The following is a 24,614-nucleotide window of genomic DNA, read 5'->3' on the forward strand; positions in this document are numbered from 1 at the left end:
AGTGCACGTCAGCTGGGTCGCGATCAAGTGCAGGTCATTGTCCTGCGTCGCGATCTTTGCGGTGGGGTGCCTTCCGCTTCGCGCAGTTCCCCGCGCCCCTGTTTTCGCACCCTCCCGCTCTCCCGGGTTTTCGCGCCCGCCTGCTCTCCTGGGTTTTCGCGTCCGTCCGCCCGGGCGCTCTGGTGGGCCGCCGGAGTGAACGCGTCCAGCTTGTGGGTCATTGATGGCATTTGACGGATTTTCAGACTAGTTGCTCGATCATAGGGTCGCGGTGAGTAGCCACTCATGTGCGCAGCGTGCGCAGACTCGCCGTCAGATCGATCGAGAGGAACCCGTCATGAGACGCCGTCGACCCCCCTGGGAACGTGCGCGCAGACGTCATGGGCCGGCGGCGGTCCGCAGTCGGCTGGTGCGGGCGTTGGTGCCGCTGGCGGTGGTGTTCGCCACGGTCTCGGCGTCCGTCGCCGGGCCGAGCGCCGCGCCGGCCGCGGGGGACCGGCAGTTGCCGGTGACGCTGTCCAAGACCGGTACCGACCTGGCCACGGGGAGCACCACGCAGACCGGGCACGGTGACACGGTGCGCTGGGTGGTGTCGGCGACGAATCCGGACGGCGCCCCGGTCGATGCCACGATCACCGATGTGATCCAGGGCGGGCCGGGCAGCTCCCCGCAGGCGCAGACGTACGTGCCGGGCTCGCTCCAGGCGCCGCCCGGCTTCACCAAGGAGTGGTCGACCGACCACGGCGCGAGTTTCAGCGGCACCGACCAGGGCACCGCGACCAACGTCGTGCAGGCCCGCAACCCCGAGCTCGCGTCGCCCGCGACCGGGTTGGTGGTGTCGATCCCGCCGCCGTTCGAGCCGATCAACACGGCCACCGGCGGCGACGGGTTCACCCCGATCCTGTACACCGCCACGATCAACGGCGTCCAGACGCCCGAGGTCTGGAACATCTACCACCACGGCTTCGCCAACCCCGCCAGCGTGGTCTGTACGGACCTGCTCACCAACGGCCCCTGCCCGACCCCGGACGGGGCGCCCGCCACGTGGCCGCAGGCACTGAACTCCTCGGTGCCCGGAGCGACCACCGGCGACCTCGGCAGCACCCGCACGCCGACCTACGTGCAGATCGGCTCGAAGCTGTACTACGCCGCGATCAGCCGCACCGAGTTCGCCGTGATCGGCGTCGGCTGCATCGACCTCCAGACCCAGGCCAGCTGCGGCTTCACCGAGCTGCAGAACGGCACCGGGCAGGTCATCGGCGGTGTCGTCCAGGCGCCGAACCAGAACCTCTACGCGGTGTCCGGCACCGGTGAGATCCTCTGCTACGACGCCGCCGCCAACGCCCCCTGCGGGACGTTCGACATCGGCCTGCCGCCCAACGAGGGCCAGGACGTCTTCAGCGGCGACTACTCCGGCATCATGCGGACGATCGAAGGAAAGATCTACGTCACCGACAACACGCTGGCCCCCGCGCCCACCGTGATGTCCTGCTTCGACCCGTCCACGAACGCCGCGTGCGCCGGCTGGGCCACCCCGAAGACCGTGGTCACCCCGACCACCGCCGACGAGCCCGCCCGGGCCGACAACGTCTTCGAGATGTACGACGCGGCCGGCACCGTCACCGGCGTCTGCACGATCGTCGGCGGCTTCTACCAGCAGGTCACCCCGCCGGTCGGCACCGTGGTCTGCTTCGACCTGGCCGGCAACCCGATCGCCGCGCCGCCCGGTCTCACCGCGCTGGTCAGCACGAACGTCGCCATCGGCGAGGCCAACTTCCAGGTGCCGCTGACCATCACCGCCCCCAACGGCCACCTGGAGACCGAGTTCCCGCTGTGGATCTACCGGGGCGTCACGCCGACCCTGAACAGCACCTCCTACTGCTACGACTGGACGATCCAGGGCCCGTGCGCGCAGTACGGCACGAACGGCATCGTCGAGGGCCCGCCCAACGTCAACGGCGGCAACACCAGCCCGTACGGCTACGCCTACGACGGCCAGTGCAAGTACAGCCTCGGCGACACCGGGTACCTGTTCTCGCTGGACCCCGTCACCGGCGCCTCGCCCTGTCAGAAGACCAGGGCGCAGGCCTCGCTGAACCCCGCCGCGTTCTACTGCGACGGGGCCACCGGGCACGTCAGGTCCTACGGGGAGGTCAGTCTGCTCGGCGTCGATCCGAGCACCGTCGACTTCACCCAGTCCACGGTGACGGTGCTGGCGGCGGACGGCAGCACCGTCGGCACCTTCCCGTTCGACCCCGGGTCGGAGACGGCGGACATCTCGACCGTCCCGATCGCCGACTCGCCGATCCAGGTCGTTGCCAACATCACCCTGATCGGGGGCGGCTCGTTCCCGCCCGGCAGCAACCCGCGGATGCAGGTCACCTTCGTCGGTGACGCCCCGCAGATCTGCTTCGAGACCACGGTCGGTACGGACTGCTCCGTCACCGCCGTCTTCAACCAGGCCACCGCCGTCACCGACGGCCAGACGCCCGTCGCCTCCAACACCGTCACCCTCCAGGTGGAGCCGGGCCCCGACTGCACCCCGATGGTGAAGATCGTCAAGGAGGTCTGCGCCTCGACCAACCCCGGCGACTGCGGGCCGGGCGGCCCAGGTCCGTGGGGGAGCACGACCACCATTCCGCCGGGTGGCACCGCGTACTGGCGGATCACTGTCAGCAACGCCGGGCCCAGTGACGTCAGCGGCGTCACCCTGACCGACCCCGTCAGCCCGTCTTGCGCGGCCGGCGGACCGTTCGACCTACCGGCGGGCACCGACCACCAGATCTTCTGCGACCTTCCCGGTGTCACCCAGGACACCGTCAACACCGTCTGGGCCACCTACATCACCCCGGACGGCACCGTGCACACCACGCCGCAGGCGGAGGCGAGCGTCGTGGTGGCCGGCGCCGGGGCGCTGGCCATCGAGAAGACACCGGATTCCCCCGGTCCGTTCCGTGAGGGAGACGTGGTCTCCTACACGTACACCGTCACCAACACGGGCACCGCGCCGATGCACAACATCATCGTGATCGACGACCACGTGCCGTCGGTGGTGTGCGACCGGACGGACCTGAACCCGGGGGAGAGCACGCTCTGCCACGGCAGCTACGTGGTGACGGCCGCGGATGTGCCGGCGGGTCAGGTGACGAACACCGCGCACGCGGAGGGCACCGACTCCGGGGGCCTGCACGTGGTGAGCCCGCCGGTCGTGGCGACCGTCCCGGTCGTGGGCGTGGCGAAGCTGGATATCGAGAAGAGACCCGACAACCCCGGCCCGTTCCACCTGAACGAGATCGTCGACTACACGTACACGGTGACCAACACGGGCACCGCGACGGTGCACAACCTGATCGTGTTCGACGACCACGTGCCGTCGGTGGTGTGCGGCCGGACGGACCTGAACCCGGGGGAGAGCACGCTCTGCCACGGCAGCTACGTGGTGACGCCCGAGGACGTGAAAGCGGGCCATGTGATGAACACGGCGCGCGCGAGCGGTCTCGATCCGCTGGGCGAGCCGGTGGAGAGCCAGTGGGTCGTGGCGACCGTCCCCGTGGTCGGCGAGGTCCTGCTGGTCATCGAGAAGACGCCCGACAGCGCCGGCCCGTTCCGCCTGGGCGACGCGGTCTCGTACACGTACACCGTCACCAACACCGGCACGGCCCCGGCCGAGAGCCTGGCGGTGATCGACGACCGGGTGTCACCGGTGACGTGCAGCACTTCGGTGCTGCAACCGGGGGAGAGCACGCTCTGCCACGGCGCGTACACGATCACGGCAGCGGATGTGACGGCCGGGCAGGTCACCAACGTCGCCCACGCCGAGGCCACCGACCAGCAGGGTCAGCGGGTGTCGAGCCCCCCGACGGAGGTGACCGTTCCGGTGGTCGGCGAAGGGAGGCTGGAGATCGAGAAGACGCCGGACAGCACCGGCCCGTTCCGCCCCGGCGACGTGGTGTCCTACACCTACACGGTGACCAACACCGGTACCGGAGAGGTGCACAACCTGATCGTGACCGACGACCACGTGGTGACGGTGACGTGCGACTCGACGCTGCTGCTTCCGGGTGAGAGCACGAAGTGCCGTGGCAGTTACGTGGTCACGGAAGCGGATGCGGCGGCGGGTCTTGTGGTCAACACCGCTCAGGCGGAGGGCACGGACCAGATCGGCCAGACCGTGGTGAGCCCGTCGGCCTCGGCGCTGGTGCTGGTGCTCGGTGTCGCGGAGCTGGTCATCGAGAAGACGGCGGACAGCGCGGGCCCGTTCCGCCTGGGTGAGACGGTCTTCTACACGTACACGGTGACCAACACGGGCACCACGTCCGTGCACAACCTGACCGTGATCGACGACCACGTGGCGCCGGTGACCTGTCCCTCGACGGTGTTGAACCCGGGCGAGAGCACGCTGTGCCACGGCAGTTACGTGATCACGGCCGCGGACGTGGCGGCGGGCAAGGTGACCAACACCGCCCACGCCGAGGGCACCGACCCGCTGGGCCAGGTGGTCCAGAGCCCGCCGGCCAGCCTCACCGTCCCAGTGGTGGGCGAGGCCGTGCTGCACCTGGAGAAGACGCCGGACAGCCCCGGCCCGTTCCGCCTCGGCGACACGGTGACGTACACGTACACGGTGACGAACACGGGCACCGCGCCCGTGCACGACCTGGTGATCAGCGACGACCACCCGGTGACGCTGACCTGCGACCGGAGCGACCTGGCCCCGGGCGAGAGCGCGCTGTGCCACGGCAGCTACGTGGTGACGGCCGCCGATGTGTCGGCAGGTAAGGTGACGAACACCGCGGAGGTGAAGGGCCTGGACCCGCAGGGCCAGACGGTGGTGAGCCCGCCGGCCCAGGCGACCGTCCCGGTGGTGGGCGAGGCCCTGCTGGCCATCGAGAAGACGGCGGACAGCGCCGGCCCGTTCCGGTTGGGCGACAGCGTCGGCTACACGTACACGGTGACCAACACCGGTACGGCCGAGGTGCACAACCTCATCGTGGTGGACGACCACGTCAGCGGCGTGGGGTGCGATACCTCGGTGCTACTGCCCGGTCAGAGCACGCTCTGCCACGGCAATTACGTGATCACGGAGGCGGACGTCACGGCGGGTCAGGTGACCAACACCGCGCACGCCGAGGGCACCGACCCGCTGGGCCTGGTGGTCCAGAGCCCGCAGGCCCAGGCCACCGTCCCGGTGGTGGGCGAGGTCCTGCTGCTCTTCACGAAGACGCCGGACAGCGTGGGACCGTTCCGTGCGGGCGACGTCGTCTCCTACACGTACAAGGTGACGAACGCCGGTACGGCCGCCCTGCACAACCTGGTCGTCACGGACGATCACATCGCGTCCGTGACCTGTGACACGACGACGGTGAACCCGGGGGAGAGCACGCTCTGCCACGGCAGCTATGTCGTCACGCAGGCCGACGTGCTGGCCGGCGACGTGGTCAACACCGCCCGTGTGGAGGGCACGGACCCGCAGGGCGAGACGGTGTTGGGCCCGTCCGCCCAGGCGGTGGTTCCGACGATCCGCGAGGCCGAACTGGTCCTCCAGAAGGCGGCCGCCAGCGCAGGGCCGTTCCACGTGGGCGATGTCGTTCCCTACACCTACACGGTGACGAACACGGGCACGGCCGCGGTGACCGGCCTCGCCGTCACGGACGACCACATCCCGGCCGTCACCTGCGACACGACGACGCTGAACCCCGGCGAGAGCACCTTCTGCCACGGTTCGTACGTCATCACCGCAGCCGACGAGGCGGCCGGCTCGGTGACCAACAAGGCCGTCGCCAACGGCACCGACCCGGTGGGGCAGCCCGTCCAGAGCCCCCCTGCGGAAGCCACCATCAACATCTCGGGCGACGCCCAGCTGACCCTCTCGAAGGTCGCCGACAGCGCAGGCCCGTTCCACGCGGGTGACACCGTCACCTACACCTACACCGTGACCAACGCCGGGACGGCGACGGTGAACGGCCTGGAGGTGATCGACAACCGGGTGGGGACGGTGGTGTGCAACACGACGGTCCTGGCCCCGGGCGAGAGCACGCTGTGCCACAGCACCTACGTGGTGTCGACCTTCGATGTGCCGGTGGGCCACGTGACCAACACCGCCTACGCGGGAGGCACCGACCCGCAGGGCCAGTTGATCCTGAGCCCGGTGGCGGAGGCCACCATCGCCGTGGTCGGCGTCGCGGAGCTGTCCCTCCGGAAGGTGGCCGACAGCGGCGGTCCGTTCCGCGCGGGTGACACCGTCACCTACACGTATTTCGTGCGGAACTCCGGTACGGCGACGGTCAACTCCCTGACTGTCGCGGACGACCACGTCGTATCGGTGACGTGCGACGCGACGACGCTGGCCCCGGGCGAGAGCACCACGTGCCACGGCAGTTACGTAGTGTCGTCCGTCGATGTGCAGGCGGGGCACGTGACCAACACCGCGCACGCGGAGGGCACGGACCCGCAGGGCCAGACGGTGCTGAGCGCGCTGGACTCGGTGACCGTCCCGGTGGTGGGCGAGGTGCTGCTGACGATCGAGAAGATCGCCGACGGCACCGGCCCGTTCCACCTGGGCGACACCGTTTCCTACACGTACACGGTGACCAACGCCGGTACCGCGACCGTGAGCGGCCTCGGGGTCGTGGACGACCGCGTGACGACGGTGACGTGCGACTCGACGACGCTGGCGCCCGGTGAGAGCACGCTGTGCCACGGCAGTTACGTCGTCACGGCCGCGGACGTGCAGGCGGGCAAGGTGACCAACACCGCGCACGCGGAGGGCACCGACCCGCAGGGCCAGCAGGTGGTGAGCCCGCCCGTCGAAGCCACCGTTCCGGTGGTGGGAGTCGGCGCGCTGACCATCGAGAAGACGCCCGACAGCGTCGGCCCGTTCCACCTGGGCGAGACCGTCCACTACACCTACACGGTGACCAACACCGGTACGGCGGTGGTGAACGCGCTCAAGGTGGCGGACGACCACGTGGTGTCGGTGACGTGCGACACGACGGTGCTGAACCCCGGTGACAGCACGCTCTGCCACGGCAGCTACGTCGTCACGGCCGCCGATGTGACGGCCGGGCAGGTGACCAACACCGCTCGCGCGGAAGGCACCGACCCGCAGGGTCAGACGGTGCTGAGCCCGCCGGCCTCGGCGACCGTCCCGGTGGTGGGCGAGGTGCTGCTGACGATCGAGAAGATCGCCGACGGCGCCGGTCCGTTCCACCTGGGCGAGACCGTCCACTACACCTACACGGTGACCAACACCGGCACGGCGGTGGCGAGCAACGTCAAGGTGCTGGACGACCACGTCGCCTCGGTGACGTGCGACGCCACGACGCTGGCACCCGGTACGAGCACGCTGTGCCACGGCAGTTACGTGGTGACGGCCGCCGATGTGCAGGCGGGCAAGGTGACCAACACCGCGCACGCGGAGGGCACCGACCCGCAGGGCCAGCAGGTGGTGAGCCCGCCCGTCGAGGCCACCATTCCGGTGGTGGGCATCGCCGAGCTGACCATCGCGAAGACGGCCGACAGCGCGGGCCCGTTCCACGCGGGCGACACCGTGACGTACACGTACACGGTGACCAACACCGGTACGGCGGCGGTGAACGCGCTCAAGGTCGCGGACGACCACGTGGTCCCGGTGACCTGCGACGCGACGACGCTCGCTCCCGGTGAGAGCACGCTCTGCCACGGCACCTACGTGGTGTCGGCCGCGGACGTGACGGCCGGGCACGTGACCAACACCGCTCGTGCGGAGGGCACCGACCCGCAGGGTCAGACAGTGGTCAGCCCGCAGGTCGAGGCGACCGTCCCGGTGGTCGGCGAGGGGCTGCTGACCATCGAGAAGATCGCCGACAGCGCCGGCCCGTTCCGCGTGGGCGACACCGTGGCGTACACGTACACGGTGACGAACACGGGCACGGCGCCGGTCAGCAACCTCACGGTCGTGGACGACCACGTCGCCTCGGTGACGTGCGACTCGACGACCCTGGCGCCGGGCACGAGCATGCTGTGCCACGGCAGTTACGTCATCACGGCCGCCGATGTGACGGCCGGCCATGTCACGAACACCGCGCACGCGGCGGGTACCGACCCGCAAGGTCAGGAGGTGGTGAGCCCGCCGGTCGAGGTGACCGTGCAGGTGGTGGGCGAGGCGCAGTTGGCCATCCAGAAGTCGGCCGACACCGCCGGTCCGTTCCACGCGGGCGACACGGTGTCCTACACGTACACCGTGACCAACACCGGTACGGCGACCGTCAGCAACCTCACGGTGGCGGACGACCACGTGGTGCCGGTGACGTGCGACTCGACGACCCTGAACCCGGGCGCGAGCACGCTGTGCCACGGCACTTACGTGGTGACGGCCGCCGATGTGACGGCGGGGCACGTGACCAACACCGCTCGCGCGGAGGGCACGGACCCGCAAGGTCGGACGGTGCTGAGCCCGCAGGTCGAGGCGACCGTCCCGGTGGTCGGCGAGGGGCTGCTGACCATCGAGAAGATCGCCGACAGCGCCGGTCCGTTCCACCTGGGCGACACCGTTTCCTACACGTACACGGTGACGAACACGGGCACGGCGCCGATCGGCGGCATCACGGTCGTGGACGACCACGTCGCTTCGGTGACGTGCGACTCGACGACCCTGAACCCGGGCGCGAGCACGCTGTGCCACGGCAGCTACGTGGTGACGGCCGCCGACGTGCAGGCGGGCAAGGTGACCAACACCGCGCACGCGGAGGGCACGGACCCGCACGTGGTGAGCCCGTCGGTCGAGGTGACCGTCCCGGTGACGGGCGAGGCGCAGCTGTCGGTGACGAAGAAGGCCGACGCGAGCGGTCCGTTCCGGGCGGGTGACGTGGTGCGGTACACGTACACCGTCACCAACACCGGCTCCGTGGCGCTGCACGACGTCGCGGTGTCGGACGACCGGGTGGCGTCGGTGGTGTGCGACGCCAGGACGCTGGACCCGGGGCGGAGCACGGTCTGTCACGGCTCGTACGTGGTCACGGAGGAGGACGTCGAGGCGGGCCGGGTGACGAACACGGCGCACGCGTCGGGTACCGATCCCGAGGGCCGGCCGGTGGAGAGCGCGCCGGTGGAGCTGACGGTGGAGACCGTCTCGGGTGCGTCGTCGCTGTCGGTGTCGAAGCAGGCCGACGTGACGGGCGCCGCGCGGGTGGGTGACACGGTGACGTACACCTACACGGTGACCAACACCGGCTCCACGGTGCTGACGGACCTGACGGTCCGTGACGACCGGGTGGCGTCGGTGTCCTGCGAGGCGACGAGGCTGGAGCCGGGTGCGAGCACCACCTGCCGCGGCACCTACCTGGTGACGGCGGAGGACGCCAAGGCCGGCCACGTGACGAACACGGCGAAGGCCTCGGCCCGCGACCCGCAGGGGGAGCTGGTGGAGAGCGGGTCGGTCGAGCTGTGCGTCGCGGTGTCGCAGTGCCCGGAGGAGGGCTGCGTGAAGCCGCCGCACCAGGGCGGTCCGGCGAAGCCGCCGCACGGCGGCGAGGGCGGCGGTCATCTGCCGGACACGGGTTCGCCGGCGGTGCTCGTGGCGGCCGGCCTGGCCGGCGGCGGGCTGCTGACGCTGGGCGGTGTGCTGCTCCACCGGGCACGGCGCCGGGCGGACGCGGACCGGTTCACGGGGTGACGCCGATCGCCATTCGGTGAAGCGGACCGCCCCCGGGGTCTTCGGGCCCCGGGGGCGGTCCGTGTCGTGGGGCGACCGGAGTTGACGCCGGTTCGGGGGCGTGGCGCCGGTCACACCGGTTCTGCTGGGGCGGATTGAACTGCCGTGGCAGGGAGGGGAGTTGGCCGAAAGCCGCAGGTTGGCCGGGGTAACGGAGCGGTGACGGTCTCGACCCCGGATGACGGGGGATCTAAGGTATGCCTTAGCTTACTGAGCGGCGCCGGGGTGAACCCCGGCCCGTGGAGTCCGCCCTACCCTCATCCCTGGAGTGAGCATGCCCGCCCGCCGTACGACTGCCGCGACCTTCCTCGTTCTCGCCGTGGCGGGTGCCGCGTTGGTGGGGTGCTCGAAGAAGGACGACGGGAAGGTGTCGGCGGACGGCAGCGGGCCGGTGCAGGTGACGGCGACGGACAGCAAGTGCGAGCTGTCGAAGACCACCTTCCCGGCGGGCCACGTCGAGCTGGCGGTGGCGAACAAGGGCAACAAGACCACCGAGGTGTACGTCTACGCCGAGGGCGACAAGATCGTCACCGAGCGGGAGAACATCGGCCCGGGCACCAAGGTGAGCATCAACGCCGAGATCAAGGCGGGCACCTACGAGGTGGCCTGCAAGCCGGGCATGACCGGTGACGGCATCCGCCAGAAGATCACCGTGACGGCCGCCTCGGGCGCGCCGGCGAAGACCGACGACCGGCTGACCCAGGCCGTCGCGGACTACCGCAAGTACGCGCAGGAGCAGGCCGACGCGACCCTCCCGGTGGTGGAGCAGTTCGCGGCGGCGATCACCGCCGGCGACGTGGAGAAGGCGAAGTCGCTGTTCGCCGCGTCCCGGGTGGGCTGGGAGCGGACCGAGCCGGTGGCGGAGAGCTTCGGCGACATCGACCCGAAGACCGACGCCCGCGAGGACGCACTGGAGGAGGGCCAGGCGTGGACCGGCTGGCACCGCCTGGAGAAGGCGCTGTGGGCGGACGGCAGGATCGGCGACGAGGAGAAGACCCTCGCCGCCCAGCTGGTCACCGACCTGAAGGACTGGCAGAAGCGCGTCCCCGAGGCGGAGATCACCCCCACCGGCATGGCCAACGGCGCCAAGGAGCTGCTGGACGAGGTCTCCAAGAACAAGATCACCGGTGAGGAGGACCGCTACAGCCACACCGACCTGTCGGACTTCGCCGCCAACGTCGAGGGCGCCCGCCAGGCCTACGAGCTGCTGAAGCCGGTCGCCTCGGAGAACGACCCGACGCTGTCGAAGGCCCTGGACGCCGAGTTCGAGAAGATCACCGACCTGCTGGGCAAGTACCGGCAGGCCGACGGCGGCTACACCACGTACGACAAGGTGACCGCGGACGAGCGCAAGACCTTCTCCGACGCGGTGAACGCGCTGAGCGAGCCGCTGTCGAAGCTGGCCGCGGCCGTCGTGGTGAAGTAAGGGCAGCGTAAGCTAAGCCTCTGTCAGCAGGTCCGGTCGGATCCGGTCCGGCGCAGGTCCGAGCAGGTCACGTCCGAGAGGGAAACGCACGATGGACGCCGAGAACGAGCAGCAGGCGGCCCCCGCCGAGGAGCGGCAGCGGGCCGGGCTGAGCCGACGGGCCGTCATCGGCTGGGCCGGTGCGGGCGTGGCGATCGGCGCGGCCGGCGTGGGCACGGTGGCCGCCGCCACCATGGACGGCGACACCCCGGCGGCCGCGCCGCAGAACCTGGACGTGCCGTTCTGGGGCGAGCACCAGGCGGGCATCTCGACGCCCGTCCAGGACCGGCTGCACTTCGCCGCGTTCGACGTGATCACCGAGGACCGCGACAAGCTGGTCGCGATGCTCAAGGAGTGGACGAAGGCGGCCGCCTCGATCACCGGCGGCCGCGAGGTCGGCGGCGGGGCGGTCGGCGTCGTCCCGCAGTCGCCCCCGGACGACACCGGCGAGGCGCTCGGCCTGCCGGCGTCCCGGCTGACGCTGACCATCGGCTTCGGCCCGACGCTGTTCGAGAAGGACGGCGTGGACCGGTTCGGTCTGAAGGCGAAGCGTCCCGAGGCGCTGGTGGACCTGCCGAAGTTCAAGGGCGACCGGCTGGAGGCCAACCGCAGCGGCGGCGACATCTGCGTGCAGGCGTGCGCGGACGACCCGCAGGTCGCGGTGCACGCGATCCGCAACCTGGCCCGGATAGGCATGGGCGTGGTGAACGTCCGCTGGTCGCAGCTCGGCTTCGGCAAGACCTCGTCCACCACCCCCGACAGCCAGACCCCGCGCAACCTGATGGGCTTCAAGGACGGCACCCACAACATCGCCGGGACGGACGCTGACGGCCTCGCCCAGCACGTGTGGGTGGCGCCCGGCGACGGCCAGGACTGGATGACCGGCGGCTCGTACCTGGTGGCCCGGCGGATCCGGATGACCATCGAGACCTGGGACCGCGCCTCCTTGCAGGACCAGGAGGACACCTTCGGCCGCACCAAGATCGAGGGCGCGCCCTACGGCAAGCAGAAGGAGCGCGACGCGCCCGACCTGTCCGCGATGCCCGTCACCTCGCACGTGCGCCTCGCCCACCCGGACAGCAACAACGGGCTGATGATCCTGCGCCGCGGCTACTCGTTCACCGACGGCACCGACGGCCTCGGCCGCCTGGACGCCGGCCTGTTCTTCCTGGCCTACCAGCGCGACACCCGCAAGGCGTTCGTGCCGCTGCAGACCAGGCTGGCGGCCAGCGACAAGCTGAACGAGTACATCACGCACGTCGGATCCGCCCACTTCGCCTGCCCGCCCGGAGTCCGCAAGCCCGGCGAGTGGTGGGGCCAGACCCTGTTCGGCTGACCCCCGCCCCCCATCACCCTCACCCCCACCGAGGAGAACCGCCGTGTTCGCCAACTACCTGATCGGCCTTCGAGAAGGCCTCGAAGCCAGCCTGGTGGTCTGCATCCTGATCGCCTACCTGGTCAAGACCGGCCGCAAGGACCGGCTCGGCCCGGTGTGGATCGGCGTGAGCAGCGCCGTCGCGGTGTCCATGGCCTTCGGCGCGGTGCTGCAGTTCGGCTCCAGCCAGCTGTCCTTCGAGGCGCAGGAGGCGCTCGGCGGCAGCCTGTCGATCCTCGCGGTCGGTCTGGTCACCTGGATGGTGTTCTGGATGAAGCGCACCGCCCGGCACCTGAAGAGCGAACTGCACGGCAAGCTGGACGCCGCGCTGGCGATGGGCACCGTCGCGCTGATCGTCACCTCCTTCCTGGCCGTCGGCCGGGAGGGCCTGGAGACCGCGCTGTTCATCTGGACCGCCGTCCAGGCCACCGGCGACGGCTGGAACCCGCTGGTCGGCGCGATCCTCGGCCTGATCACCTCGGCCGTGCTGGGCTGGCTGTTCTACCGGGGCGCGCTCAAGATCAACCTGGCGAAGTTCTTCACCTGGACCGGCGGCATGCTGGTCGTGGTCGCCGCGGGCGTCCTCGCCTACGGCGTGCACGACCTCCAGGAGGCCGGCTGGATCCCCGGCCTGCACGAGCTGGCGTTCAACATCTCCAGCACCATTCCGGTGGACAGCTGGTACGGCACCCTGCTCAAGGGCGTGTTCAACTTCCAGCCCGACCCGACGGTGGTGCAGGTCGTGGTGTGGCTGCTGTACCTGGCGCCCACGCTGTACTTCTTCTTCCGCAAGCCCGCGGCGGCCGGCAGCGCGCCGAAGCCCGCCCCGCAGGTGGAGGCCAAGTCCGCCTGACCGTCGGGCAGTAACGATCCGCCCGGGAGCCGCAGTCGCGCGGCGCCCGGGCGGTTCGGCGTTTCCGGGGGAGTTACGGGGCGGTGTAGAAGGACGCCCAGTTCTGGCTCTGGGTGTTGCTGTTGGCGGTGACGGCGGTGACCGGGTTGCCGGCGACGGCGTTGCCGTCCAGGGCGAAGCCGGTGGCGGGGTTGACCAGGGTGTAGGTGCTGGCGGCGTTCTTGGTCACCGACCAGCGCTGGTTGGCGGCGCCGGTGTAGAGCTCCAGGGTGACCTGGCCGCCCGAGGTGGCCGGCGCGGTCAGCGACAGCGGGGAGGTGTCCGCGCCGCAGCTGTCCTTGATCCGGAAGGTGCCGTCGCCGACGGCGGCGAAGTACCAGCGCTGCGAGGCCCTGGTGGTGTCCGGCTCGGCGAACACGGCGACCGACGGGATGCCGCTGCTGCAGGTGCCGCCACGCTGCAGGGCGACGCCGCCGCCGTTGGACAGCGAGTGGTAGGCGTTGTCACCGGCCACGGTGGGGCCGTAGTTGATCAGGTGCGAGTCGAGCGCGGTCAGCGCCGCGCCGGTGGTGGACAGGCCGTTGGCGGGCCGGACGTTCTTGAACCAGTCGGAGAAGGTCGAGGTGGTGGCGGCGGCCATCGAGGCGATGGTGCCGTTCCAGTTGCCGTCGACCTGGGTCCACAGCTGGAGCAGCGCGCCGTCGATGTTGCCCTGCACCCGGTCGCCGGTCTGCCAGCCGGTGGACGGGACGAACGGCTGGTCCCAGCCGGTCGACCAGACGTAGCGCTGGTCGCCGAGCACGTAGGCGGCCACCGAGTCGGCGAAGGCCTCCGTCCAGGAGCAGGTGTCGGAGTAGGCCTGCGGGATGGTGTGCGCGCCGCAGTTGGCCACGTTCGGCCACCAGTCCTTGTACAGCCGGTGCTGGAAGAAGTGGCCGGCCTCGTGCAGCGTCGTGTGCTCCGAGTCCGGGTCGCTGTCGGACAGGAATATGGTGTGCGTGCCGGTGATGTACCACGGACCGCTGCCGGACCCGGAGGTCCAGTTCACGTTCAGCGTGGTGCAGGTGGCGGCGTTCGCCTCGGCGGTCGTCCAGCACGGGGTGGTGGTGTTGGCCCGCTTCGCCCAGAGCAGGTTGACGGTGTCGAACGCGTGCCAGGCGCGGTTGGTGGCGGCCGACGGCTTGACGGTGCCGAGCGCGATGTTGGTGGAGACGTTCGACAGGGTGGGCGTGTTGAAGCTGTAGGGCGTGTTGTTGGCGTCCTGGACGACCCGCCACACCTGGTTGTTCTGGGTGGTGAAGCGGACGTACAGGTGGTCCATCGCGGCCGTGTTGACCGGCGTGTAGCAGAGGTTGAAGGAGCCGTCGTTGGCGCCGGTCAGCTGGGTGCCGGTGTTCAGCTTGTGGTCGGTGTCGGTCGACTTCTCCCGGCCCCAGAGCTCGACCGAGGCGTTGCGGGCGGCCCGGGTCAGTGTGGGCTTCGCCGTGCCCGCCTCGGCGGACTGGTAGTCGAACTGGAGGTTGCCGCTCATGCAGACCGGCGTCGCGGCGGAGGCGACGCCCGAGGTGAGCGGCACGAGGCCGCCGGCGGCGAGCAGCGCAGGCGCCAGCAGGCGCAGCGCGGTGGTGGTGCGCAGAGACATGGACGTCCTTCCAGACCAAGGCCGCCACCGCCGGGAGGGCGGTGGGGCGCGGCGGGGCCGGGTGAGGGCCCGGCCCGGGCCCGTGGCGCGTCGTGCGATGACGAAGCGTCAGCGAGCCGCGAGCCATCGTCGGGGCGGCGACGCGCCCACCACCAGGGGCGCGCGGAATCACATCTTCCGATTGTGGGCCTTTCGTGTGCGCCGGGCGCACGGTGGGATCTCGGTGCGCCCCTCGGGCGGGTTGACGCCGGGTCAGCTGTGGGGGAGGGCGTCGGGCCAGGCCAGCAGGGCGAAGTCGACCGTGCGGTGCAGCTCCTCGGCCGGCGTGCCGTCGGCGGCGCGGACGGCCAGGCCGTGGGTGAGGGTGGTCAGGTAGTCGGCGAGCACGGCCGGATCGGCGTCCGGCGCGAACTCGCCCGCCCCGGCGGCCCGTTCGAGGCGGGCGCGCAGGGCGGCCCGGGCTCCGGCGCGGCGGGCGGCGGCGTCGGCGCGGACGGCGGCGGAGCCCTCCCCGGTGGCCAGTGCGCCGTTCACCAGCAGGCAGCCCGGGCCCTCCTCGCGGGTCACCACCTCGACGGTGCCGCGCAGCAGGTGCTCGGCGACGGCCCGGCCGGTGGGCTCGTCCAGCGCCTCCCGGACATGCCGGGCCGGCCCCCGGTGGTAGTGGTCCAGGCACTGGCGGAACAGCGCCTCCTTGTTGCCGTAGGCGGCGTAGAGGCTGGGGCGGTTGATGCCCATGGCGGCCGTCAGGTCGGACAGCGCGGTGCCCTCGTAGCCGTGCCGCCAGAACACCCGCATGGCGCGCTCCAGCCGGTCCTCGATGTCGAACGCGCGTGGACGGCCCGTCATGTCGCCCTGCCTCCGGTCGGATTCGGCTTTCCAATTCTGTACCGATCGATATGGTAGCGTCCTCGATGTTGTGTACCGAGCGGTACGTAATTCGGAGGGGAATCCACATGACGCTCACCACCGCCACCTTCGCGCCCGACGTGCTGGCCGGCCGCACCGCGCTGGTCACCGGCGGCTCGCGCGGCATCGGCGCGGCCACCGCGCTGGCGCTGGCCGCCGCCGGGGCCGACGTGGCGATCAGCCACAGCAGTTCGGCGCAGCGCGCGGAGGCCGTGGTCCGGGAGATCGAGGCGCTCGGCCGGCGGGCCGCCGCGTTCAAGGCCGACCAGGGGGACCCGGCGCAGGTCGCCGACCTGGTCGCCGCCGTCGCGGCGGACTTCGGGGGGCTGGACATCCTGGTCAACAACGCGGGCGTGATCGCCACCGGCCCGATCGGCGGGCCCGTCGACGCACAGGAGCTGGCCCGGCAGTACGCCATCAACGTGGGCGGGGTGACGGCCGGGATCCGGGCCGCCGCGACGGTGCTGCGCGACGGCGGACGGATCGTCACCGTCGGCTCGGTCCTGGCCGCCCGGCCCACCCGGACCGGCACCGCCGACTACGCGGCCGGCAAGGCGGCCGTCACCGCGTTCAGCCGGGCCGCCGCACTGGAGCTCGCCCCGCGCGCGATCACCGTCAACGTGGTGCAGTCCGGCCCCGTGGACACCGAGATGAACCCGCAGGACGGGCCGAACGCCGACGCCCAGCGCGCGCTGAACGCGCTCGGCCGCTACGGCCGCCCCGAGGAACTCGCCGCCGCCGTGGTCTTCCTGGCCACCCCGGCCGCGGCGTTCATCACCGGCAGCGTGCTGGCGGTGGACGGCGGCTTCTTCGCCTGAGGAGGGGGCGGGCGGTCGGCGGGGGAGTCGGGCGGGCGCCGGGTGGCGCGGCCGGGAGGGTCGGTGGCGGGTCCGGGACGGCCTGGCGCGCCCGGTGGGTTCGGAGGCGGTCCGGCGGTCCGGGCGGCCGCCGGTCGGGGCTCGCGGCCGTGCGGCTCCTGCGGCCGTCCGGGCCCGGCGGGGGAGCGGGTCAGGGGCGCTGGCCGGGGGGCAGGGTGGCGATGCCGGCGGCCAGGAAGGCCATCGCGGCCTCCAGGTGGGCCTCGGTGGGGCGCAGGTAGAGCTCGCTGACCACGGCGGCGGCCGCGGCGGCGACCATCCGGGGCGCGAAGTCGTCCGGGGCGTCGCCGCGTTCGGCCGCGAAGATCCGGGCGCCCTCCTGGATCGCTTCCGCCAGGCGGCTGTTGGCGACGGCGCGCAGCTGCGGGTTGCGGTCGAGCATCGCCTCCCAGAGCGTGTCGAGCTCGCCCTGGCAGGTGCTCTCCGCCAGGTCGGCGCGCAGCCAGCGCTCCAGTGCCTCCAGCGTGCTGGTGCCCGGCGCCCGGTCGTTCAGGGCGTGCGAGAGGCGGTCGGTGAACTCGGCGAGGTGGGAGGTCGCCAGGTCCAGCTTGGTCGGGAAGTAGAGGGTGACGGTGCGGGCGGACACCTCGGCCCGGTCGGCGATGTCGGCGATGGTGGTCGCCTCGAAGCCGCGCTCCGCGAACAGTTGGTAGGCCGCCCGCAGGATCGCCTCCCGGCGGCGGGCCTTGCCGCGTTCCCTCGCACCCTCGGTCATGCCGTGCATGCTAGCAGTTCTTACCAGTGGCGGTAATTTTGCAGCCGACTGCAAAGTTGCCTTAGAGTGCAAAAATCCACTGGTTTCGAGCACGAGGGGGCGCGATGGCGTCGGTCCTGTACGGATGGGGACGGTGGGCGGTGCGCCGCCGGGGCCGGGTGATCGGGCTGTGGCTGCTGCTGCTCGCCACGATCGGCGCGCTCGGCACCACCCTGGCCGGGCCCACCAGCAACGAGTTCACCGTCCCCGGCATCGAGTCCCAGCAGGCCCAGGACCTGCTGGAACGTCAGCTGCCGGAGTCCGCCGCCGGCACCGCGCGGCTGGTGGTCGCCGCGCCCGCCGGGCAGAGCCTGGACACCGGGGAAGCCCGGGCGGCCGTGCAGGAGAGCCTGCGGCGGGCCGCCGCGATACCCGGCGTGGCGCACGTCGCCGACCCGTTCGAGAGCCGGACCGTCTCGCCGGACCTGCGGATCGCCTTCGCCGACGTGCAGTTCGACCGGCCCGCGCAGGACGTCCCGCAGAGCGCCAAGGACGCGCTGGACGGGGTGGCCGCGCCGCTGCGCGAGGCGGGCCTGCAGGCCGAGTTCGGCGGCACCGTGATGGCGCCGGAGATCGAGGTCGGCGGCCCCGCCGAGGCGATCGGCGTGGTGGTCGCGTTCGTCGTGCTGGCCGTCGCGCTGGGCTCGCTGGTCGCCGCCGGACTGCCGCTGCTGACCGCGCTGGTCGGCGTCGGCATCGGCGTGCTGGGCGCCCAACTGCTCGCCCACGTGGTCGAGATGACCGGCACCGCGACCGTGCTGGCGCTGATGATCGGGCTCGCCGTCGGCATCGACTACGCGCTGTTCATCATCGCCCGGCACCGCGAGCAGCTCGCCGAACCCGGCAGCGAGGTCGAGGAGTCGGCGGCCCGCGCCACCGCCACCGCGGGCAGCGCCGTGGTGTTCGCCGGCGCCACCGTGATCATCGCGCTGGCCGCGCTCGCCGTCACCGGCATCCCGTTCCTGACCGTGATGGGCCTGGCCGCCGCCGCCACCGTGTTGCTCGCCGTCCTGGTCGCCGTCACCCTGGTGCCCGCGCTGCTCGGGCTGCTCGGCGAACGCCTGCGGCCTCGGCCGAGGCCCGCGACGGCGGCGAAGCCCGGGAAGCCGTCGTGGTCGGCGGCCTGGGCGCGGGCCGTCACGCGCAAGCCGCTGCTGGTGCTGCTGGCCGGCGTGGTCGGGCTGCTCGCCCTCGCGCTGCCCGCCCGCGACCTGCGGCTCGGCCTGCCCGGCAACGCCTCGCAGCCCGCCGCCAGCACCCTGCACAAGAGCTACGACCTGCTCAGCGAGGGCTTCGGCCCCGGCTTCAACGCCACCCTGGTCGCCGTGGTCGACGCCACCGGCATCCCGGCCGAGCGCCGCGAGCCCGCGCTCGCCGAGCTGCACGCCACACTCTCCGCCGACCCGGGCGTCGCCGCCGTCGGCCGCCCGGTGGCGAACGCGGACGGCAGCACCGTCGCGGTGCCCGTCGTCCCCCGCACCGGCCCGGACGACAAGGCCACCGGCGACCTGGTCGACCGGCTGCGCACCCACCGGGCGGACGTCACCGCCGAGGGCGGCACGCTGTACATCGCCGGGGCGACCGCCGCCGCGATCGACGTGTCCGGCAAGCTCGCCGACGCGCTGCCGGTGTTCGTCGCCGTGATCGTGGTGCTGGCGCTGGCGCTGCTGACCGTCGCGTTCCGGTCGGTGCTGGTGCCGCTCAAGGCGGTGCTCGGGTTCCTGCTGTCGGTGGCCGCCGCGCTCGGCATCACCGTGTGGGTGTTCCAGGACGGCCACCTGAACGGCCTGCTCGACGTCCCGTCCGCCGGGCCGGTCACCAGCTTCCTGCCGGTGCTGCTGATCGGCGTGCTGTTCGGCCTCGCGATGGACTACGAGGTGTTCCTGGTCAGCCGGATGCGCGAGCACCACCAGCACACCGGCGACGCCGCCGGGGCCGTCACGCACGGCGTCGCGCGCAGCGGACGGGTGGTGACCGCCGCCGCGTTGATCATGGTCGCGGTGTTCGGCGGCTTCGTGTTCAACCACGACCCGATCATCAAGTCGATCGGATTCGCGCTCGCCGTCGGCGTGTTCATCGACGCCTTCGTGGTCCGGATGACGTTGGTGCCCGCCGCGATGGCGCTGCTCGGCCGGCGGGCCTGGTGGCTGCCGCGCCGGCTCGACCGGATCGTCCCCGACGTCGACCTTGAGGGCGCGAGCCTGCCCGCGGCCGAGCCCCGGCCGACGGTCGGGGCCGCCCCGGCCGAACGGGTCTGACGGGGCGTCGGAACAGGGCCGGGCCCGGGAGGCGCGACTCCCGGGCCCGGCCCGCGCGCGCTCGGGTCAGCAGGGGACCGTGGCGTTGACGGTGACCGGGGTCGGGCCCCAGCCGAACTTGCTGACCGCGAAGGTGCCGCTGACGGTCGAGCCGCACGCGACGGTGCCGGACGGGCCGTTGACGGTGACGGTGCTGGCGAGGAAGTTCACGTTCTGCCCGATGGAGCCGAGCGAGGCACCGCCGACGACCTGGCCGGAGAGCGTGGTGGAGAGCGCCTGGGGCTGCGGCGGGAAGTCCGGCGAGGGCGGGCCGGCCAGTGCGACGCGGCCGAGGAACTGGACGCTGCCACCGGTGATCGAGGCGCAGACCTGGGTCATCAGCCCGGACTGCAGCGACCACGGGCTGCAGGTCTCGGTGGTCGAGGACGTGGCGGCAGCAGGGGTGGTGGCGGCCTGGGCGGGAGCGACTGCCAGGGCGCCGACGGCGGCCGTGCCGGCGGCGAGCAGGGTCAGCCCCTTCATCGAACGGCGGTTCATCGTGCGTTCTCCTCCATGTGGTGGTGCCCGGTCGAGGCACGTGATAGTGGGGTGCGACATGTGATATTGCACATGACCCACGACTTAAGCTGCCATACGTTCGAAGGGTTGTGGGGGGATTCGCGGAGGAAACGATGGTCTCGGCCGGAAAGTGACCATGGATGGCGAGATTGCGTGGCGATTGCCGGCACTTGGCGAAAACTTGACCGGGCCCGCGAGGCCGACCGACCTCGCGAGCCCGGGGGGCGGGAACCGCCCGCGCTCCGCTACACCGCGCCCGGGCCGTACACCAGGTGCACGGTGCCGCCCGCGAACGGCGTGCAGGACAGCAGCGTGAGCTCGATCGGGTCGGCGCTCTCGTCGAACAGACGCAGGCCGCGGCCCCGGGCCACCGGGTGGACGAACAGGTGCAGCTCGTCCAGCAGACCCGCCGCCAGCAACTGGCGGACCACGGAGACCGAACCCGACATGCCGATCGGGCCGCCCTCCTCCTCCTTCAACGCCCGGACGCCCTCCACCAGATCGCCCTTGAGCACCTCGGAGTTGCGCCAGCTGAACTCCAGGTCCTGGTGCGAGACCACGACCTTGCGCATGTCGCCCAGCGCCTTCGCGAAGCCCGCGTCCTCGCCGCCCTCCGCCTCCCGCTCCGGCCAGGCGCCCGCGAACACCTCGTAGGTGGTGCGGCCCAGCAGCAGGGTCTCCGAGACCCCCACCTGGGCGCCCACCGCCGCGCCCACCTCGTCGTTGAAGTAGGGAAGGTGCCACAGCTCCGGGCTGCCCACCACGCCGTCCGCGGAGATAAACAGGCCCGCGGTGATCTTCCTCATGATTCGATGCTCCTCGCTCGTGCCCGCCGGGTGCGGCGAGCTCACACCCGGTACGACGGAGCGGCCGCGCCGAACTCATCGGTCCCCGCGAAAAAATCTTTCCGCCCGCCCGCCGATGAATCCGCGCCCGCCGAGCGGTCAGCACCGGCATGCACACCGATGACACCGTCGAATTCGACGTACCGCCCCAGCACGCCGCCCGCCCGGCCCTGGAAGAGCAGTTCAGCGCACTGCTGGCCGCCCACCGGCCACCCGCCCGGATCGTCCTGCGGGTCGGAAACCTGCTGCGGCCCGCCCCCGGCGACCTCCACCGCCTCGGCAGGCTGGCGGTGCTCGCACGGCGGACGGGCCACCAGGTGGTACTGCGCGGCGTCGGACCCCGGCTGAGGCTGCTGCTCGACCTCACCGGGCTCGCCGACACCCTCCCCGAGGGCTGACCGGGATCAGAGCCGCGGGTCCTCCGTCAGACGCATCGGCAGACCCCACAGCGGGAACAGCCGCTCCACGTCCATGTGGTTGGTCATGGCGGCGATCCGGCCGTCCACCACCTCCAGCACCGTGATGCCCCACGGCGTCCAGCCGTTGCCGTCCTCCGCCGACCGGTACTGCGCGAACGCCGGCGAGCCGTTCGCCGCCACCGGCAGCAGCCGCGAGTTCACGCAGCCCCGGCCCGGGCCCAGCCACCACGTCTCCAGCTCCGCCAGACCCCGCAGCCACATCCGGAACGGCGGCATGTTCAACACCGCGTCCTCGTGCAGCAGTTGCTTCAACCCCTCGATGTCGAACGCCTCGAAGGCCTGCACGTAGCGGGCCAGCAGCGCGCGCTGCGCCTCGTCCAGCGGCTTGAACGTGTCGCCCGCCGACCCCGCGCCGTCGGCCAGCGTCGCCCGGGCCCGCTGCAAGGCGCTGTTCACCGACGCCACCGACGTCTCCAGCAGCTCCGCGGTCTCCGCCGCCGACCAGGCCAGCACCTCCCGCAGGATCAGCACCGCCCGCTGCCGGGCCGGCAGCTTCTGCAACGCCGAGACGAACGCCAGCCGGATCGACTCCCGGCCCACCGCCACCTCCGCCGGATCGCCCGACAGCACCCGCTCGTCCGGCACCGGACCCACCCAGATGTTCTCCTCCAACTGCGTCAGATCCGGCGCCCCCGCCGGGCACGGCGACGTCAGATCCATCGGACGCGCCCGCCGCTGCGCCGCCGGACCCATGTCCAGGCACACATTGGTGGCGATCCGGTACAGCCACGTCCGCAGCGCGGCCCGGCCCTCGAAACCGTCGAACTTCGACCAGGCGCGGAGCAGCGTCTCCTGCACCGCGTCCTCCGCCTCGAAGGCCGACCCCAGCATGCGGTAGCAGTACGCCGTCAACTCCCGCCGGAACGGCTCCAGCTGCTCCGCGACCCCGTCACGATCCATGATCATTGGCACGCCGCACACCCTAGCCCGGCCCACCGACAACGCACCGGCGTGCGCCATCATGACCGGGTGGAACTCGAGGCGCACCGCGGCGAACTGACGGCCTACTGCTACCGGATGACCGGCTCCCACCAGGACGCCGAGGACCTCGTCCAGGACACCCTGCTGCGCGCCTGGAACGCCCGCGACCGGTACGACCCGGCCCGCGCGGGCGTCCGCACCTGGCTGTACCGGATCGCCACCAACGTCTGCCTCACCGCCCTCGAAGGCCGGGCCCGCCGCCCGCTGCCGTCCGGACTCGGCGCGCCCGGCGACGACACCGGCGCACCGCTCGCGCCCGCCCCCGACGTGCCGTGGCTGCAACCCTTCCCCGACGGCCGCTACGACCTCGACGCCCGCGCCGACCTGCGCCTCGCCTGGGTCGCCGCCGTCCAACTGCTGCCCGCCCGGCAGCGCGCCGTGCTGATCCTGCGCGAGGTGCTCGCCTTCACCGCCGCCGAGGTCGCCGCACAGCTCGACACCACCGTCCCCGCCGTCAACAGCACCCTCCAGCGGGCCCGTTCGGCCCTCGCGACGCCGCCCGGCGACACCCTGCGCGAGGCCGACGAGCCCCGGCAGCGGGCCGCCGTCGACCGCTACCTCGCCGCGTTCGAGGCCGCCGACGTGCCCGCCCTGGTCGCCCTGCTCGCCGAGGACGCCGTGCTGGAGATGCCGCCGCTGGCGCTCTGGTTCCGCGGACCGGCCGACTACGGGCGGTTCATGGCCCGGATCTTCCGGCTGCGCGGCACCCGTTGGCGCACCCGCCCCGCCCGCGCCAACGGCCAACCCGCCTTCGCCGCCTACGCATGGGAGGACGGACGGCACCGGCTGCACAGCCTGCAGGTACTGGAGACCGCCGGCGGGGCGCTCGTCCGGAACACCGTGTTCACCGAGCCCGCCGTGCTGCGCCGCTTCGAACTGCCGGAGACGATCCGATAATTCCTCCGGCGGCGGCGATGAGTCGGCGGCGCGCCGCCGGTATGTACCGGTGAGCGCCGCCGCCCGGCGGCGCAGCACCGAACGAGGAAAGGCGGACGCACGGATGAGCGTCATCGTCATCGGCTTCACCACCCTGGACGGCCGGATCGCCGACCCCGACGGCTCCGACGGCACCCCCGGCGGCGGCTGGATGTTCCGGTACGGCCACGAACACGTCTCCGGCGACAAGTTCCGCCTCGGCGCCACCCTGGACGACGGCGTGCTGCTGCTCGGCCGCCGCACCTGGCAGCACTTCGCCACCCTCTGGCCCGCCCGCCAGGACGAGTTCTCCGCCCGGATGAACGCCGCGACCAAGCTGGTCGCCACCCGCAGCCTCACCGACACCTCCGGCTGGGCCAACTCCCGCCTGCTGGAGGGGGATCTGCTGACCGCGGTGAAGGAGGAGCCGCGCGACGTGATCGTCACCGGCAGCGTCCGCGTGGTGCACCAGCTGATCGAGGCCGACCAGGTCGACGAGTACCGCACCATCACCGTCCCCGTCGTCCTCGGCGCCGGCGCCCGGCTGTTCCCCGACGGCGCGCCCGCCGGGGAGCTGCGCTGCGAGGAGGCCGAGCGGGTCGGGCCGCTGCTGTACGCCCGCCACCGGCGCGGCTGACGCCGTCGGGTGCTCCGGGGCCGACCTGCGGCGGCGTGAAGTCCGTGGCAGGCTGGCACCACCCGAAGCCACCCGAACACAGGGAGTAGTCATGGGCATGGGCGACAAGTTCAAGGACAAGGCCAAGCAAGCCGCGGAGGAGGCCAAGCAGCGCCTCGGCCAGCAACCGCAGCAGGGCGAGGAGCAGCAGAAGGCCGCCGAGCAGCAGCAGGGCCAGCAGCAGCTGGACGACGTGCAGGACAACGACGACCAGCAGTAGCGGCGCCGCTCCTCGGGCCGCGCGAACTCCGCAGGCCGCGCGAACTCCCGGCACGGGCCCGTGCCGGGAGTTCCGCTGCGGCGGGCCGAGGGGGCTCCCCGCGCGGTGGCCACCGGGC

The 24,614-nt window shown here is 71.9% G+C and carries 16 protein-coding genes; 10 read left to right on the forward strand and 6 right to left on the reverse strand.

Features of this window, described 5'->3' with window-relative positions; genetic code table 11:
* The first annotated feature begins 409 nt into the window (after positions 1-409).
* The 4 genes from ACWEMJ_RS24485 to efeU all read left to right on the forward strand — a co-directional run bounded on the left by ACWEMJ_RS24485 (position 410) and on the right by efeU (position 13,381).
* A complete protein-coding gene (locus ACWEMJ_RS24485) occupies positions 410-9,649 on the forward strand; it encodes a DUF7507 domain-containing protein (RefSeq protein ID WP_452139257.1) in 9,240 nt (3,079 codons plus the stop codon).
* Between the two features lie 313 nt (positions 9,650-9,962).
* Positions 9,963-11,114: an iron uptake system protein EfeO gene (gene efeO / locus ACWEMJ_RS24490; RefSeq protein ID WP_452139258.1), complete on the forward strand. Its 1,152-nt coding sequence runs from the start codon at positions 9,963-9,965 to the stop codon at positions 11,112-11,114.
* Positions 11,115-11,205: 91 nt separating this feature from the next.
* Complete coding sequence (gene efeB / locus ACWEMJ_RS24495) at positions 11,206-12,489, forward strand: iron uptake transporter deferrochelatase/peroxidase subunit (protein WP_452139259.1); 1,284 nt, start codon at positions 11,206-11,208, stop codon at positions 12,487-12,489.
* A gap of 43 nt (positions 12,490-12,532) precedes the next feature.
* On the forward strand, positions 12,533-13,381 hold the full coding sequence (efeU, locus tag ACWEMJ_RS24500; RefSeq protein WP_452139260.1) for an iron uptake transporter permease EfeU: 849 nt from the start codon (positions 12,533-12,535) through the stop codon (positions 13,379-13,381).
* Between the two features lie 73 nt (positions 13,382-13,454).
* Here efeU and ACWEMJ_RS24505 read toward each other — a convergent pair whose 3' ends face one another.
* Positions 13,455-15,023 carry an RICIN domain-containing protein gene (locus ACWEMJ_RS24505; protein ID WP_452139261.1) on the reverse strand — a complete coding sequence of 523 codons (1,569 nt, stop codon included), beginning with the start codon at positions 15,021-15,023 and terminating at the stop codon, positions 13,455-13,457.
* 252 nt (positions 15,024-15,275) lie between these two features.
* On the reverse strand, positions 15,276-15,872 hold the full coding sequence (locus ACWEMJ_RS24510; protein WP_452139262.1) for a TetR/AcrR family transcriptional regulator: 597 nt from the start codon (positions 15,870-15,872) through the stop codon (positions 15,276-15,278).
* Positions 15,873-15,979: 107 nt separating this feature from the next.
* On the opposite strand from ACWEMJ_RS24510, the gene ACWEMJ_RS24515 reads away from it, so the two are divergent.
* The gene (locus ACWEMJ_RS24515) at positions 15,980-16,750 is read left to right on the forward strand and encodes an SDR family NAD(P)-dependent oxidoreductase (protein ID WP_452139263.1); all 771 of its coding nucleotides are present in this window, start codon (positions 15,980-15,982) and stop codon (positions 16,748-16,750) included.
* A 190-nt stretch (positions 16,751-16,940) separates the two neighbouring features.
* On the opposite strand, the gene ACWEMJ_RS24520 is transcribed toward ACWEMJ_RS24515, so the two are convergent.
* Positions 16,941-17,525: a TetR/AcrR family transcriptional regulator gene (locus tag ACWEMJ_RS24520; RefSeq protein WP_452139264.1), complete on the reverse strand. Its 585-nt coding sequence runs from the start codon at positions 17,523-17,525 to the stop codon at positions 16,941-16,943.
* Between the two features lie 104 nt (positions 17,526-17,629).
* Here ACWEMJ_RS24520 and ACWEMJ_RS24525 point away from each other — a divergent pair, with 104 nt between their 5' ends.
* Positions 17,630-19,822 (forward strand): MMPL family transporter, encoded by a 2,193-nt coding sequence (locus tag ACWEMJ_RS24525; protein ID WP_452139265.1) that lies wholly within the window; start codon positions 17,630-17,632, stop codon positions 19,820-19,822.
* Between the two features lie 66 nt (positions 19,823-19,888).
* Here the strand turns inward: ACWEMJ_RS24525 and ACWEMJ_RS24530 are convergent, their stop codons facing one another.
* Both ACWEMJ_RS24530 and ACWEMJ_RS24535 read right to left on the reverse strand, forming a co-directional pair.
* A complete protein-coding gene (locus tag ACWEMJ_RS24530) occupies positions 19,889-20,359 on the reverse strand; it encodes a hypothetical protein (protein WP_452139266.1) in 471 nt (156 codons plus the stop codon).
* A 266-nt stretch (positions 20,360-20,625) separates the two neighbouring features.
* Complete coding sequence (locus ACWEMJ_RS24535; RefSeq protein WP_452139267.1) at positions 20,626-21,186, reverse strand: dihydrofolate reductase family protein; 561 nt, start codon at positions 21,184-21,186, stop codon at positions 20,626-20,628.
* Between the two features lie 149 nt (positions 21,187-21,335).
* On the opposite strand from ACWEMJ_RS24535, the gene ACWEMJ_RS24540 reads away from it, so the two are divergent.
* Positions 21,336-21,623 (forward strand): hypothetical protein, encoded by a 288-nt coding sequence (locus ACWEMJ_RS24540; RefSeq protein WP_452139268.1) that lies wholly within the window; start codon positions 21,336-21,338, stop codon positions 21,621-21,623.
* A 6-nt stretch (positions 21,624-21,629) separates the two neighbouring features.
* Here ACWEMJ_RS24540 and ACWEMJ_RS24545 read toward each other — a convergent pair whose 3' ends face one another.
* Positions 21,630-22,610, reverse strand: a complete 981-nt coding sequence (locus ACWEMJ_RS24545; RefSeq protein WP_452139289.1) for a sigma-70 family RNA polymerase sigma factor — start codon at positions 22,608-22,610, stop codon at positions 21,630-21,632.
* Between the two features lie 63 nt (positions 22,611-22,673).
* Here ACWEMJ_RS24545 and ACWEMJ_RS24550 point away from each other — a divergent pair, with 63 nt between their 5' ends.
* The 3 genes from ACWEMJ_RS24550 (at position 22,674) to ACWEMJ_RS24560 (ending at position 24,496) form a co-directional block, all read left to right on the forward strand.
* Positions 22,674-23,582, forward strand: coding sequence for an RNA polymerase subunit sigma-70 (locus tag ACWEMJ_RS24550; protein ID WP_452139269.1), 909 nt, complete (start codon positions 22,674-22,676; stop codon positions 23,580-23,582).
* A 103-nt stretch (positions 23,583-23,685) separates the two neighbouring features.
* Positions 23,686-24,237: a dihydrofolate reductase family protein gene (locus ACWEMJ_RS24555; RefSeq protein ID WP_452139270.1), complete on the forward strand. Its 552-nt coding sequence runs from the start codon at positions 23,686-23,688 to the stop codon at positions 24,235-24,237.
* Positions 24,238-24,334: 97 nt separating this feature from the next.
* Positions 24,335-24,496, forward strand: coding sequence for a hypothetical protein (locus tag ACWEMJ_RS24560; RefSeq protein ID WP_452139271.1), 162 nt, complete (start codon positions 24,335-24,337; stop codon positions 24,494-24,496).
* Positions 24,497-24,614 lie beyond the last annotated feature (118 nt).

It is taken from the genome of Kitasatospora sp. NPDC004531 (assembly GCF_053602195.1).